The organism is Ruegeria lacuscaerulensis, assembly GCF_013031245.1.
Classification (GTDB): Bacteria; Pseudomonadota; Alphaproteobacteria; order Rhodobacterales; family Rhodobacteraceae; genus Ruegeria; species Ruegeria lacuscaerulensis_C.
Genome location: NZ_WPZL01000056.1, coordinates 1 through 12,751, shown reverse-complemented (window position 1 = coordinate 12,751; position 12,751 = coordinate 1). Strand labels below are relative to the sequence as shown.

At 54.3% G+C, this 12,751-nt stretch carries 15 protein-coding genes; 5 read left to right on the top strand and 10 right to left on the bottom strand.

Annotated features, from left to right (window positions below):
• On the top strand, window positions 1–578 hold a 578-nt coding region (locus GOX66_RS24415), incomplete at its 5' end, for an RraA family protein (protein ID WP_170766352.1).
• 72 nt (window positions 579–650) lie between these two features.
• Here the strand turns inward: GOX66_RS24415 and GOX66_RS26105 are convergent.
• The 4 genes from GOX66_RS26105 to GOX66_RS24395 form a co-directional block, all read right to left on the bottom strand.
• Window positions 651–953: a substrate-binding domain-containing protein gene (locus GOX66_RS26105; protein ID WP_170766351.1), complete on the bottom strand. Its 303-nt coding sequence runs from the start codon at window positions 951–953 to the stop codon at window positions 651–653.
• Complete coding sequence (locus tag GOX66_RS24405; protein WP_170766349.1) at window positions 931–1,632, bottom strand: IS6 family transposase; 702 nt, start codon at window positions 1,630–1,632, stop codon at window positions 931–933. The genes GOX66_RS26105 and GOX66_RS24405 overlap by 23 nt, the downstream gene beginning before the upstream one ends.
• Window positions 1,633–1,747: 115 nt before the next feature.
• Window positions 1,748–2,506, bottom strand: a complete 759-nt coding sequence (locus GOX66_RS24400; protein ID WP_170766348.1) for a hypothetical protein — start codon at window positions 2,504–2,506, stop codon at window positions 1,748–1,750.
• 374 nt (window positions 2,507–2,880) lie between these two features.
• Window positions 2,881–4,299, bottom strand: a complete 1,419-nt coding sequence (locus GOX66_RS24395) for an MFS transporter (protein WP_170766347.1) — start codon at window positions 4,297–4,299, stop codon at window positions 2,881–2,883.
• 69 nt (window positions 4,300–4,368) lie between these two features.
• Between GOX66_RS24395 and GOX66_RS24390 the strand changes: the two genes are divergently transcribed.
• Window positions 4,369–4,776 (top strand): helix-turn-helix domain-containing protein, encoded by a 408-nt coding sequence (locus GOX66_RS24390; RefSeq protein WP_170766346.1) that lies wholly within the window; start codon window positions 4,369–4,371, stop codon window positions 4,774–4,776.
• Window positions 4,777–5,070: 294 nt separating this feature from the next.
• Here the strand turns inward: GOX66_RS24390 and GOX66_RS24385 are convergent, their stop codons facing one another.
• Together GOX66_RS24385 and GOX66_RS24380 are read right to left on the bottom strand one after the other, a co-directional pair.
• Window positions 5,071–5,826 (bottom strand): SDR family oxidoreductase, encoded by a 756-nt coding sequence (locus GOX66_RS24385; protein WP_170766354.1) that lies wholly within the window; start codon window positions 5,824–5,826, stop codon window positions 5,071–5,073.
• Window positions 5,827–6,193: 367 nt separating this feature from the next.
• On the bottom strand, window positions 6,194–7,117 hold the full coding sequence (locus GOX66_RS24380) for a LysR family transcriptional regulator (RefSeq protein ID WP_170766345.1): 924 nt from the start codon (window positions 7,115–7,117) through the stop codon (window positions 6,194–6,196).
• 112 nt (window positions 7,118–7,229) lie between these two features.
• Between GOX66_RS24380 and GOX66_RS24375 the strand changes: the two genes are divergently transcribed.
• The 3 genes from GOX66_RS24375 to GOX66_RS24365 are packed head-to-tail and all read left to right on the top strand — an operon-like array spanning window position 7,230 to window position 9,533.
• Window positions 7,230–8,180, top strand: coding sequence for a glutathione S-transferase family protein (locus tag GOX66_RS24375; protein ID WP_170766344.1), 951 nt, complete (start codon window positions 7,230–7,232; stop codon window positions 8,178–8,180).
• The gene (locus tag GOX66_RS24370; protein WP_170766343.1) at window positions 8,180–9,172 is read left to right on the top strand and encodes a DMT family transporter; all 993 of its coding nucleotides are present in this window, start codon (window positions 8,180–8,182) and stop codon (window positions 9,170–9,172) included. The genes GOX66_RS24375 and GOX66_RS24370 overlap by 1 nt, the downstream gene beginning before the upstream one ends.
• On the top strand, window positions 9,156–9,533 hold the full coding sequence (locus GOX66_RS24365; RefSeq protein ID WP_170766342.1) for a nuclear transport factor 2 family protein: 378 nt from the start codon (window positions 9,156–9,158) through the stop codon (window positions 9,531–9,533). Before GOX66_RS24370 ends, GOX66_RS24365 begins: the two co-directional genes overlap by 17 nt.
• A gap of 253 nt (window positions 9,534–9,786) precedes the next feature.
• On the opposite strand, the gene GOX66_RS24360 is transcribed toward GOX66_RS24365, so the two are convergent.
• The 4 genes from GOX66_RS24360 to GOX66_RS24345 all read right to left on the bottom strand — a co-directional run.
• Entirely contained in the window at window positions 9,787–10,353 is a 567-nt protein-coding gene (locus tag GOX66_RS24360) for a cytochrome P460 family protein (RefSeq protein WP_170766341.1), read from the bottom strand.
• Between the two features lie 86 nt (window positions 10,354–10,439).
• Entirely contained in the window at window positions 10,440–11,510 is a 1,071-nt protein-coding gene (locus tag GOX66_RS24355) for a DUF4331 family protein (protein WP_170766338.1), read from the bottom strand.
• Between the two features lie 19 nt (window positions 11,511–11,529).
• Window positions 11,530–12,003, bottom strand: coding sequence for a peptide-methionine (R)-S-oxide reductase MsrB (msrB, locus tag GOX66_RS24350; RefSeq protein WP_170766336.1), 474 nt, complete (start codon window positions 12,001–12,003; stop codon window positions 11,530–11,532).
• 157 nt (window positions 12,004–12,160) lie between these two features.
• Window positions 12,161–12,751 (bottom strand): LysR family transcriptional regulator substrate-binding protein (locus GOX66_RS24345; RefSeq protein ID WP_170766334.1); only part of this gene is annotated, 591 nt, incomplete at its 5' end.

Genomic DNA, 12,751 nt, shown 5'->3' with positions numbered 1-12,751 from the left:
GCTCTGATCCCGATGCGGGCGCGATGGTGGGATATGCCCGTACCGCGAAGATTGCTGCTGTGAACCCGCCGACCGAGGCACCTTACGTGATCCGCGCGCGCCGTATGGACTACTATCAACACATGGCATCGGGTAGTGGCCCTTCTGTGACCGTTGTGGAGGATACGGATTACCCCGACTGCATTGGCGCCTATTGGGGTGAGATCAACACGACGGTCCACAAGGGCTTTGGCATCAGCGGTGCGCTGACCAACGGCGTGATGCGGGACCTCGGCGACCTACCGGATGAGTTTCCTGTCGTTGCCGGGTCCGTCGGGCCAAGCCACGGGTTCGTGCATGTGAAAGAGGTAGGAACACCGGTGACGATTTTTGGCCTGTTGATCAAGGATGGAGATCTTGTGCATGCCGATCGGCATGGTGCGCTGGTGATCCCGCCCGACCTGTTGGACGGGTTAGAGCAGGCGATCATCAAACTGCTTGAAACCGAGAAACTGGTCCTGGATCCCGCCCGCGCGCCGGGCTTCGATTTCGAGGCTTTTGAGAAAGCATGGACAGCATTCGAAGCCGCCCGGACATAGGCCAGGGACCGGCTTTGCCCAAAAGATACCACTGTTGGAAGCGTTCGATGCGTCGGAGACATCACCCCGAGTTTAGACGTCGAATTCGGATTGAGATGGTCCCGTGCGACGTGTGGAATTCCGCAATATCAGTGTCCCGGGGAAGTTGCTAACCTTCGGCTTAAGATCGGGATTCTCCATCCTTTCGATCAGTAGCGAGACCGCTTCTCTTATCATGCGGCGGATCAGTTGACGGATCGTTGTGAGCATATGCCGCGGCCAGGCTGCAGAGGGAATGTCGTCGAAGCCGATCAACGAAAAGGGTGTTGTCACATTAATTTGCGGCGTACCAATAAATGCTGAAGCTCGGATATCAAGCAGGTCGAGTGGCGGCATTCCAGGCGTCAAATGCCTCGAGGCGGTGGTATCGAATCGTTAAGGCTGAGCGACGGCGTGCGGGGACACAGAAGCAATTCCGAACTGCCGAATGGGTAGCCACGAACCGCTGCAAACCTCCTGGAGACCGGTGGCTTTGCATTGTCCGTTCTCGCTTTCGGAATTGGAGATGGCTGTTTTCGGCGCGATTATTGAGGCCCTTATGCGACCAATGATCCAGACCCGGCGCGATCTCCAGCTTGGCGGCGCCATATGAGCGCAGCTTGTCCGTGATGATCCGCTTGGGAACGAAACCAAGACGCTTTATCAGGCGGCGCAACAGCCGTTTTGCAGCCCGTTTGTCCCGTTTCGGTTGGAGTATTTCGTCCAGCACGATGCCATGTTGATCGACCGCGCGCCAAAGCCAATACTTGCGACCTGAGATTCTCACGACAACCTCATCGAGATACCAGACATCGCCAGGACGGTCCTGTCGCTGTCGCAAGTTGAGAGCGATCTGCGGTCCGAACTTGATAACCCAACGCCGGACAGTCTCATAAGACGCGTCAATCCCGCGCTGCAGCAGCATCTCTTCAACTTCACGCAGGCTCAAATTGAAGCGAACATAAAGCCACACCGCGTGGGCGATGATCTGAGGGGGAAATCGGTGACGCTTGTAGCTGATCGACGATGAATTCATCAATGTCACCTACGTCCAAATCCAAACATGAGCAACCGAACGACCGTTAATGTGACATCACTCGCTGACCCGTTGAACTCACCGGGACAACACAGACCTTCGGCTAGTGTCTGCACTATCTCGGGTTAGTCCCGCAATAATTGTTCATTGCTTCGTCGCACTGCCCTGTCTTATCGGTCCAACATTTTTTATCAGAGCGCCAGTTACTTCGATGGAAATCCAACCCCCATCGACGCGCGAACCTAGAACCAATCAAGGAAACTTCCGATGAACCCATTTCAGAAATCGTTGTCGTTGATTTGAGCAGGCGCTCGTCAATGCTCACAATTTTAGGATAACTCACCCATGCAGCGTCAGTTTGAAAGAACTTTTCGCTTAGCCGATTGGGAAGTCTAAAGGAGCAATACAGCTTAAGTTCGGGAGCAACGACAAACATATCGCTACCATCAAGCTTTAACGGCATCTTCTTGATTTCTATTCGGAATGCCTCAACGCAAAGATGGTGCAAATCTATGTACAGCGTTGCGCCAGTTGGAAAATCCACTTGTAGGCTCTCAAACCCGACACTTGTTGGAGTTATTCCAGTCTTTGGTGCACCATTTTTTAATGTCCATGGCCGTGCAAAGTGACCTTGATAGCAAATAATGTCCGACTCTAGCTTCTCAACGCCACTCGTTGTGCGAATTTCGGCCTCCACAGTCACAACACGGGCAATACCTTCCTCCCAAACCCGCTCGTTCTTCGCATCCATTCGATGAACATTCAAAGCATGCTTGGCTGGATAAAACACAAAAAGCATAAATGCACCGAGCGCAACAACCAAAAATGGCACGCCAATGACAATGCCGATTATCCAAAGAATGGCTCTTCGCATAAGCCTATGTTTGGTTCAGTATGTTTCTGATTCAAGTTGGGAAAACCGTACTGTGCACCCAATAGCTGTCACTAAGCGCTCTTCGCGGTCATTGGAGCACCTTCGGAATTACACCAGACGTCGTCGGCCGCTCCGCTGAAGTCGGCCCAAACCAGACCCTGAAAGGAGTTAAGAATGCTGCAGTGTGGCTTCCCCAAACCGGCCATTCGCTGCACGTGAAAAAATAGGGCCAGTCGAACTCACACAATGTCTGAAATCCGGCCCTTCCTCTTTGCTTAACCTTAGTGGTTTCAATGGCCGTTTCGATCCAGGAACAAGAATTCTAACTCTTCCACAATCGCCCCGCAGCAGGCGGATTACCTTTCTCGGGAACGTCACTCAGCGGGATTGGGCGCATTGCGGGCGTTCTGGGCCTGGCCGTAGATCCCCAGCCCCAAGGTGGCCAGGGCCAAACCTGCAGTAGCCGTAAAGGTCATCGAAAAAGCATAGGCAACATCTGCGGCCGGAGCATTTGCGGTATCTCCCGTCCCGACTACGGCAACAAACAGCGTGGATATGGTAGACGCACCCGTCATCAGACCCAGGTTCCGCGAGAGCCCGAGAAGGCCAGACAGTCGGCCGCGTTGTTCTTGGACGGCGTGGATCAGTACCGCTGTGTTGTTGGCGGCGAGAAACAACTGAAAGCCGGGCGTCAGCGTGATGAGCGAAGCCAAATAGCCGCTGACTCCAAAGTATCGTGGCAGGTATGCCAAGCACAGCAGACCAATTGTGGTCTGCACAAGACCAATGATCATTGCGCGATCTGCGCCCAACCGATCTGTCACCCACCCCGCCGGAACGCCGAAGAGCACTGCAACCATTGGCCCCGCCGCCATCACCAAACCGATGATCGCATCGTTCAATCCCAGAGAAAAAGCCAGAAAAAACGGACCAACAACCAAAGTCGACATCATGATTGCACTGACCAGCAGGTTCATCAAAAGCCCGATACTTGTCCTTTGTTCCCAGAGATATTCCAGAGGCACCAGCGGTGAGGATACGCGGGCTTCGACGATTACAAACAGAACGATTGCGATCAGAACAACGGAAAGATATGTGACCGGAGGCAAGGGAATGTTCGAGACGCCGCCGTTGGTTGCCAACGCGTAGGCTGTAAGGGCGACCACCAACACCAATGTTCCTGGAAAATCCAACTCTCGGAAAGATACTGTCGCCCGTTCGGAATCGCGTGTGATGGCGATGACGGACAGAATAAGCGTGACACCAGCAAACCCGGCAAGAAACCAGAATGCCATGCGCCAGTTGCCCATCGCCAGCAACACACCACCCAGCGAGGGACCTAAGGCAGTCCCAGCAGCAGAAGTCGTGCCAAGCAATCCCATTGCCGTGCCCAGCCGCTCAGTCGGGACAAGATCACGCGCGATAGACATCGGAAGCGCGATCAGGATCGCTCCGCCAAGTCCCTGCAACGCGCGTCCAGTAATCAATAAGCCGAGGCTCGGGGCCATCGCGCTTAGAACAGATGCCGCAATAAAGACGATGAGACCAGCAATCAGCACGCGGCGATGGCCGAATAGATCACCAAGCCGCCCGGCGGAGACAATCGTGACGGTCACGGATGTCAGGTAGGCCAGTACGACCCATTGCACCTCTGAAACCGTCGCAGCAAAGCAGCGCGTCAGGGTCGGAAGCAGGACCGCGGCGATACTGATACCCAATGAGGCGGTCAGTGTCGCTGCCGCGAGGGTGATCAGGATGGGAATGGAAGATTGCGCCCGTACCGTATCAGTCATCGTGAATTCTCTTGTCTCATGTGTCAGTGAAAATGTATCCTGCCACTTCAAGTCGACTTGAGGTCAACCATGAAACTTCTTGATATTGGCGTCCTGTCCAAAAGGAGCGGCGTCCCCCCTTCAACACTGCGCTATTATGAGGAAATCGGGCTGATCCAGTCCGCTGCCAGGAATGGGCTTCGACGGCAATTCGAGATACGCGTCGCGACGCAGCTTGCTTTGATCTCATTAGGGAAAATGGCGGGATTCTCACTTGCTGAGATCAAGGCAATGTTCGCCAAGGATGGCACTCCGCAATTGCCACGCCCTGAATTGCACCTGCGCGCTGATACTCTTGATGAACAGATCCGTGGTCTCACCCGGCTACGCGATGCGTTGCGTCACGTGGCGGATTGTCCGGCAGAGACCCATATGGATTGCCCAAAGTTCAGGCGTCTCATGGAGTTTGCGTCGCGTTCCGCCGCCACTCGCCAGTGATCCAAGCACCAGCGTAGGCTGACAGCAGGCGCCATACAACAGGCAGGTCTTTTACCGCAATTCGACGAATTGAACAGACGGGCTCGGAGTAATCATGTGATGGCCAGACATTTAATCCGCCGCCCGAAAAGCCGATGTTGTGGACGGCCCATTGCCGACTTCGACGTCATCGTCGATTGCTGCGACACATTTCCCTGAAGCTGGTTTTGATCGACCACGTAGCATTTCAAAGAAACAAAAGACCGAGACGTGGACGAAACTGCCGTTGGCCATGAAGCGACCAACAGCAGATATTCAAAGCAGGCGTGTCGCCATGCCACCATCAACAGCTAATGGAGAGCCGGTCACAAAGCTTGCTCGGTCCGACAGCAAGAACAAAGCAGATTGAGCAATCTCGGTCGGTTCGGCCATGCGTTTAAGGGGGTGCAAGCCAGCAATCAATTTATGCGCCGCTGGATCACCACCGGCCATGTCTGTCTTTGTTCCGCCCGGTAGAATTGTATTGATGCGAATGCCTTGCACCGCATGATCCGATGCCAGCGACTGTGTAAATCCTATCAGTCCTGCTTTTGATGCAGCATAGGCTGCCATGCCCGGCATGCCGCCGTTGCTGAAGCCAACAAATGTTCCCGTAAAGACGATCGACCCACGGCCACGTCTTTGCAAAGCGGGAAGCTGGGCTTTGGCCGCAAGGAATGCACTGGTAAGGTTGGTTGCAAGGACAGACTGCCAGTTGCTTGGTGCCATTTCCGGAATTGGACTCATATCACCCACAATGCCTGCATTGTTGAATGCGCCATCGAGGCCACCAAACCGTTGTTCTGCCAAGTCAACCAGGCCCTTGGCAAATGCCTCATCGCGAACATCACCTGCCAGATAAACGGCGCGCCCATTGATTTGCTCTATCTGCCCAACAATTGATTTCAGCCGCGCCTCTCTGCGCGCGCCCAAAACGACGTTTGCCCCTTCTGATGCAAACAAAAGCGCTGCGGCTGCACCGATTCCGCTGCTCGCCCCGCTGATGATGATTGTTTTGTCTTTCAGTTCCATGGTCATGCCTTTCAGTTTCTGCATGCCAGTCAGTTAAGAAAAAACATCCGTGCTGAGCGATCCGTTTCCTGTGCTTGTTGGGCGACCAATATCGAATGAGCAAGAACCGGGTCGGCAGACAACCTTCAAACGGAAGCCGTCATTTGAGGGTCCCGCAGCATTCGGTATTTTGCTCTCAACGATGCCAATCCCCCCTTCCCGTGCGATCTCTGGCCTCATCAGTGTTGGCCCATAACACGCGCCCTATCACTCTTAGATCCGGCTCACGGGCCGCTGCCTCCTGGACCGCAATAGAAGTCAATTACCGCGCGTGCTATGTCGCTTTTTGCACCAGGCGTAACGATCGCGATCATCAATGACGGCAACTTTAGGCATCAAGCCTCGCTTCGGTATCCCAGAACGGTCTGTCCTTCCCGATCCGTTCGGCGAGGAAGTCCACAAAGGCGCGAACTTTCATTGGCATATGGCGTCGCTCGGGAAATACGGCATAAAGCGCCTGTTCCGGAAATGCGTAATCCGGCAAGACCCGGACCAGATCGCCGGAGGCCAAATGAGCACCCGCCACGAAGGTCGGCAACCGCCCAATACCAAGTCCGTCAAGCAAGGCAGCGCAAAGCGTCTCGCTATTGTTGATGCGAAGGGTGCCTTTGGTGCGTACCCGCAACTCACCATTTGGTCCATGGAGCACCCATTCCATCGGATCGCGTGAATAGGCGTAATGAAGGCAGTTGTGCGCCAGTAAGTCTTCCGGTTGCTGTGGATGACCCTGCCGCGAAAGATAACCCGGTGCGGCGACAAGGACACTGTGGATCGGCGCCAGCCGACGCGCGATCATGGCAGAGTCAGGCAGGGTGCCGGCCCGGATGGCCATATCCAGTCCGGCATCGATCAGATCGACGAACCTGTCATCCATAGTCAGATCCAGTGTGACGTCAGGATAGGTAGCCAGAAACTCGGTGAGCATCGGCGCAATATGCAGCCGTCCAAATGACATAGGCGCGCTTATCTTCAGATGCCCGACCGGGCGCCCCTGAACTGCCGCAACCGCGTCTTCAGCCTCCTGCGCCGATCCCAACGCCAGAACTGCATGCGTCAGGTAAATTTCCCCAGCCTCGGTCAACGAAATGCTGCGCGTCGAGCGATGAAACAGTTGTGTGCCAAGGTGCGCTTCCAGTGCGCCGATCCGTTTGCTTACCGCTGACTTGGTGATCCCTAACCGTCGCGCAGCTGCGGCAAAACCACCGCTTTCAGCCACAGCGACAAATACGGGGATAGCGCCGATTTCGATCATGTCACTCTCGTATAGTCAACTTTTTCTCACCCTAAAGTAAACCTAGTAGCCAATTATCATACTCTTGGAAACACGTTAGGTCGTCCTCAACATGCATTGGATGGAGACGGCCATGCCCAAAATGCTCATCAACGGAATACTGCGCGACAAACCAGTGCAATCCGAAGGGTGCTTTCACCGGTTGCCCAGTTCCTTTCGTAGCTGGATCAGTTCGGACGCTGAGGCAGATTTTCCGGCGACCTCTGGCCGTTATCACCTCTATTTGTCCAAGGCTTGCCCATGGTGTCATGGCGTCGAGTTGGTATTGGCGCTCAAGGGGCTGCGCGAGGCATTCAGCATCACCTGGATGGACTCGGTGATGTCTGAGGACGGTTGGGTCATCAACCAATCCGACTTTGACGAGTCCGCCAGTGTGCCACGTGACCGTTACCTCTATCAAGTCTACCAACGCGCTGTGCCCTCTCATACCGGCGCGATTACTGTCCCGGTGCTGTTAGACAAGCACAGCGGTCAGATCATCAGCACCGAATCCGCAGACATCATGCGGATGATCGATACTGCCTTCGTCGACGCGGCCAGTCCCGACCTCTATCCAGCCGAGTTCGCCGCTGAGATTGATCGGCTGGCTGAAATAATCCAGGCTCCCATTCGCAACGGTGTCTATCGCGTCGGTTTTGCCACTACGCAGGAAGCCTATGACGAGGCGATCCATCAGCTTTATGCAGGGCTGGATACCGTAGAAGCAGTGCTGAACACGCGGCGTTTTCTGGCTGGCGCAATGCCGACTGAAGTTGACCTGAAACTCTTTCCAACGCTTCTGCGGTTTGATCCTGTTTATGTGACTCATTTCAAGATCGACCGGAACCGGATCACGGACTACCCGGCCCTTTCGCGCTACTTGGCGGATTTTGCACGAATTCCTGATGTGGTTGAAACCATCGATTTGCAGCATATCCGTGCGCACTATTTTCTCAGCCACCGCCACATCAACCCGAGTGGTATCATCCCGATCGGGCCAAACCCGGGAAATATCATTGCAGATCTGACAAAGGGGGCCGCGTGATGCCCCGCTTTGTCAGAAGCCTTCCGCCGACCGCCGTGATCATCGCGATCGGTGCGCTGGTTGGGGTCAGTTTTACGTTGTCCAAATATGTGGCAATCGCGGGCATCACTCCGCAGGTGGCGCTTTTCTGGCAACTCCTGGTCGCAAGCCTTGTTTTAATCACAATCGCCGTAGCCACCGGCAAGCGCCCATCGCTGCGGCGCAGATATCTGTTCTATTATCTGGGCGCAGGCATCCTCGGTATAAGTGGTCCGGCGTTGATCGGATATACTGTGTTAAGCCACGTCTCGACCGGCTTCTATTCCGCGCTGGTCACGCTGTCGCCCCTCTTTACCTTCGCCATCACGGCTTTGGTCGAAAAGCGAATGTTGCCCGCTTACCGGCTGATCGGGATTCTGATCGGGCTGGTAGGCATCAGCTTTGCCACCCATAGCGGCTTTGAACTGTCGGGCGTCGCGCCGCGCTGGATCGCCATTGCTCTGGCGGGTCCTCTCCTGCTGGCAATGGGCAATGTTTTTCGCAGCCGGGCCTACCCGTCGGATGGCAATCCCATGGCGCTGGCGGCGGGAACACTGGGTCTGCAACTGATACTGATTGGTCTGCCAGTCCTCGCAAGTAGCCATATCGCGCCCGGTTCGATGTCAGGCCTTGGACCGATTGCCGCGTTGTTCGGAATTGGGCTGATCACCGCGCTCAGTTATGTGCTGACGTTCGAAGTACAGCGACGTACCGATGGTGTCGGGTTTGCCCAGGTCGGATATTTCGCCACCCTTTTCGGCATTGGTTTCGGGGCCCTGGCCTTTGGCGAACCAATCCGCCTCACACTGATAGTGGCGCTCGCGGTGCTGTTTCTTGGGCTCGCCCTCACCAATGGGCACATCCGCCTCGCACACTTCCGGCGCCTTCCGCCCAAAACGCAGGCCGAAGCGCCGCTGAAAGTCACAAGATTTCAATCATCCGCCGAGGAGAACAAAGATGCAGATCACCAATGAACACAGCTCGCCCCACACAACAATAGTTGCCGGACTCTATGCATCTGTCGACGCAATGAATGCCAGCGACGTCGTTAGCTATTTGACAGAGGACGTTACATTCCGCCTCGGGAACTTCGATCCGATCAACGGGCGCGGGCCGGTCGAACATGCCAACGAAAGTTTCTTTCAGACCATCGCTGCCATGCGCCATACAATAACCGGCATCTGGTCCAGTGGTGACACTGTGTTCTGCGACGGCACGGTCCACTATACACGCAAGGACAACAGTGAACATGAAGTCCCTTTTGCCACGCGCCTTGGCCTGCAAGAGGATAAAGTGTCTGATTACGTAGTCTACGTGGACATCTCGGCGCTGTAGGAACTCATGGTACAGGTAAGCGGCTTCGTGTCCCTCGAAGCCGTCATGCGATACCGAATTCAAGTCAGTCAGGGCTAGTTTAGGAAATTCTCCGCTTTGGACGAAAGGGGTGAACGGCCCATACCGGACTTTGAACCGCTGTCTAAATGCCGCGGCGCAGCTTCTGCATAGCGGACGTTAGTGACTATAGTCGAGTTCGGCGAGACAACTCCCGGTAGGCGGGCAATTTAGTCGCCCATAAAACGGAACATACTCACTCTGATACCCGTCTCAGACCGATATGATGGTCAGCGAATATGAACTGCTGCTCACTGGCGCTGGCCTCATGACAGGACGAACATTGCTCCTGAGGTATGACGTATGCTGTTGTTTCGTATGGTTCGGAGTGATGACCGAAGTTAAAATAGCCAAGGTGACCTGTTTCTGCTGGAAACCGTTCCGCGTCTTTGACGAGCATCGCTAGCCCGTTGTAATGGCTTTCCACTAGGACCTCGCCAAGTTCAGCTTCCTTAGTCGCGGTGAATTCCTTGACGATCTGAGTTCCGTTTGGCCAAGTGCCGGGTGCCATGTAGATCGCATATGACATTGGTTCGACGTAGGTATCGATGTATTCACTGGTCGGTATCGGAAGCTCATCGATGATGTTGATTTCCCCTTTGGTTATCAGGATCGTGCCAACATTCACCCATTGCCGGTGATTTAGCGGTCGATTGATCGTGCCGTCTGAGTTGAACGAGACAGGCAGCTTGATTTGCTCATCTGCGATCAGCTCACCTGCACTCAAAGCCAGCAAGGCTGTGGTTGTAACAAATTTTTTCATTGCTCCTCTCCAGTGGCCGTACTTGCCCCAGGCACATTGCTCGATGTGTTCGCTGGCTGGGGCAAGATTGGTTGTAAATTTTATCGTTATTCCGCGGATACGATGTAAGGGAATTCGGTCGCGTAACGCGTCGCGTTGTAGGCATTGTCGTCGATGCTGACGCCGTTCATCAGCTGTAGAACAGTGTTCATAGCATCGTCGTGAAGTGCCCGACCATTTAATCCGTCAACCGCATAATTGGCCGTTGTCCCTGGGGTGTAGGTTATGACATCCGGCATGATCATATCCGCAACTTCGTTGGCGTATTCGACGGCGGTTTCTGGCTTTGTTTTCGATGCAGACACCGCCCAGAAGACATTGTTCACAATCGCCTGGCGACGTTCTTCAACATCTAAATCAGGACGATGCTGTCCGTGGTCCTCTTGCACCGCAGGTGTATCCGCGAGGAATACATAGGGAAACAGCACGTTCGCATGACGATCGACCTGGACCCACTCTCCTTTGTGTTCAACCGACGTGGTCGTGAAGACTGAGATTTCTTCGCCGAGCATTTGATTTGGGACATCGACGACGACGAAGCTGGCGGTTGCACCGACGAAAAGGTCGCCATCTTCCTTGAAGACCTCAGGTGCAAACGACCCATTTTGCTTGGCGGCATTAAATTTCGCCAAGCCGACACCATTGCCAAAGAATGGATCCTGGCCTCGGCCAACCCAAGCCCGAATTCCGCCAGGTAAACTAATGGCCTCACCAATTTTGCCGCTGCCGAACAACTTGCCCTGTTCTCCAACTGGCGCGTTCGGGGCGTCGACCTTTCGGACCTCAAAGTTGTCGTCTTCAAAAGTGATAACGAAGGTCATCCCAGTCTCAAGTTTTCCGTCTTGCGCAATATGGAGGTTGTATTGTCCTCCTTGACCAAACACAGCGCCCGGTGCCTCGCCCGTACCGGGTGCACTTGGGTTCGAGGACGAGATAAAACTTGTATGCCCTTCATTGCTGGACTCGAAGACATAAGTGTCATTGAGATCGTATTCGGGATATTGATCCTGCAATCCCGAGGTGAAGTGCCCTGCGCCATGGCCGATGTTGGCAATGGACATCAACGCCGCGCATGCTGCGGAAAACGTCAACGAAAATCGTCGAGTTGATTTCTTCATTGTTGGGTTCCCCTCTTGTTCATGATTTCGATTTTGTGGCCTGGTCATCCCGCGCAAACAGCTCGGAAAAGATGCCGTAGCCTTGAGATTCAAGCTCCTCGACTGGGACAAACCGCAATGCCGCTGAATTAATGCAGTAGCGTAAGCCAGTTGGTTCCGGCCCATCCGGAAACACGTGGCCGAGATGTGAGTTCGCACCACGCGAGCGGACTTCGGTTCGGATCATGTCAAGCGATTGATCCGTAAATTCTACCAGGTTTTCATCTTTCAAAGCCCGATAGAAGCTTGGCCAACCACTCCCGGAATCGTATTTGTGAATTGAGGCAAAAAGCGGCTCTCCGCTTACGACGTCTACGTAAATCCCGACGCCCATGTGATCCCAGAACTCGTTTTTGTAAGCGCATTCAGTCGCTCCGTTCTGAGTAACGTCAAACTGTATTTTCGAGAGGTCAGACAGCCTGTCAGCTTTGGAATTTGCTGAGTCACTTTGCATGGATGTCCTCCCTGTTAGGATCGAATGACCTGTGCCAATTCGCCTCCAGAAGGTATCCAGCAGTAACTCTTAGCGGAAATATCGAGTTGATCGCGCGCGATAATCGCTGCTTATGGTGCGCGGTATAGCGCAACGCGCACAAGCTAATAGAAGTTGGTTATTCAGTGGGAGACGTTGCAGGCTCGTATTCCGGCCAGTCATGGCCGATGGCCCATTCTCGCAGCATGTTGAGTGCAGGAATGTTTTCCGCCTGATCCGCAACAACGAAGTCCACTTTGCGCGACAATACCGGATCGACGATCGGTCGGTGGTCAAGTTCCGGCCTCAGAAGGGAATACCGAGGGATGCATGTGATACCAATGCCATCACGGACAAGGCTCTGAATCCAATCTTCCCGTTCGCTTCGAAACACCACATCAAGCTGAAGGTCCTGATCCCTGAATGACTCGTTGACCTCTTCACGGAATTCACAATGCAAGCGATCAATGTAATTCTGCTCCGTTACATCGTTGAGCGGCACGTAATCGCGTTCCGAGAATTCGTGGTCAGGTGGAAACGCAATGACCATCGCTTCTTCAAAAAGGTTGGCGTAGTGCAGTTGTGGATGTGGCGGGCCATGGCGCGCGCAAAACGCTCCATCAAGCGCCCCGGACAGCAACAGATCGGCAATTGATGACGGTTTCACATCGTGCAATACGATCGAGATCATCGGATGTTCCATTCGAAACGCATCGAGCATTCCGCTCAA

Bases quoted from the DNA above. Each gene is read 5' to 3' on its own strand.
- GOX66_RS26105 (WP_170766351.1), bottom strand. From the start codon at position 953: ATGCCGCCACTCGACCTGCTTGATATCCGAGCTTCAGCATTTATTGGT.
- GOX66_RS24405 (WP_170766349.1), bottom strand. From the start codon at position 1,632: ATGAATTCATCGTCGATCAGCTACAAGCGTCACCGATTTCCCCCTCAG.
- GOX66_RS24400 (WP_170766348.1), bottom strand. From the start codon at position 2,506: ATGCGAAGAGCCATTCTTTGGATAATCGGCATTGTCATTGGCGTGCCA.
- GOX66_RS24395 (WP_170766347.1), bottom strand. From the start codon at position 4,299: ATGACTGATACGGTACGGGCGCAATCTTCCATTCCCATCCTGATCACC.
- GOX66_RS24390 (WP_170766346.1), top strand. From the start codon at position 4,369: ATGAAACTTCTTGATATTGGCGTCCTGTCCAAAAGGAGCGGCGTCCCC.
- GOX66_RS24385 (WP_170766354.1), bottom strand. From the start codon at position 5,826: ATGGAACTGAAAGACAAAACAATCATCATCAGCGGGGCGAGCAGCGGA.
- GOX66_RS24380 (WP_170766345.1), bottom strand. From the start codon at position 7,117: ATGATCGAAATCGGCGCTATCCCCGTATTTGTCGCTGTGGCTGAAAGC.
- GOX66_RS24375 (WP_170766344.1), top strand. From the start codon at position 7,230: ATGCCCAAAATGCTCATCAACGGAATACTGCGCGACAAACCAGTGCAA.
- GOX66_RS24370 (WP_170766343.1), top strand. From the start codon at position 8,180: ATGCCCCGCTTTGTCAGAAGCCTTCCGCCGACCGCCGTGATCATCGCG.
- GOX66_RS24365 (WP_170766342.1), top strand. From the start codon at position 9,156: ATGCAGATCACCAATGAACACAGCTCGCCCCACACAACAATAGTTGCC.
- GOX66_RS24360 (WP_170766341.1), bottom strand. From the start codon at position 10,353: ATGAAAAAATTTGTTACAACCACAGCCTTGCTGGCTTTGAGTGCAGGT.
- GOX66_RS24355 (WP_170766338.1), bottom strand. From the start codon at position 11,510: ATGAAGAAATCAACTCGACGATTTTCGTTGACGTTTTCCGCAGCATGC.
- msrB (WP_170766336.1), bottom strand. From the start codon at position 12,003: ATGCAAAGTGACTCAGCAAATTCCAAAGCTGACAGGCTGTCTGACCTC.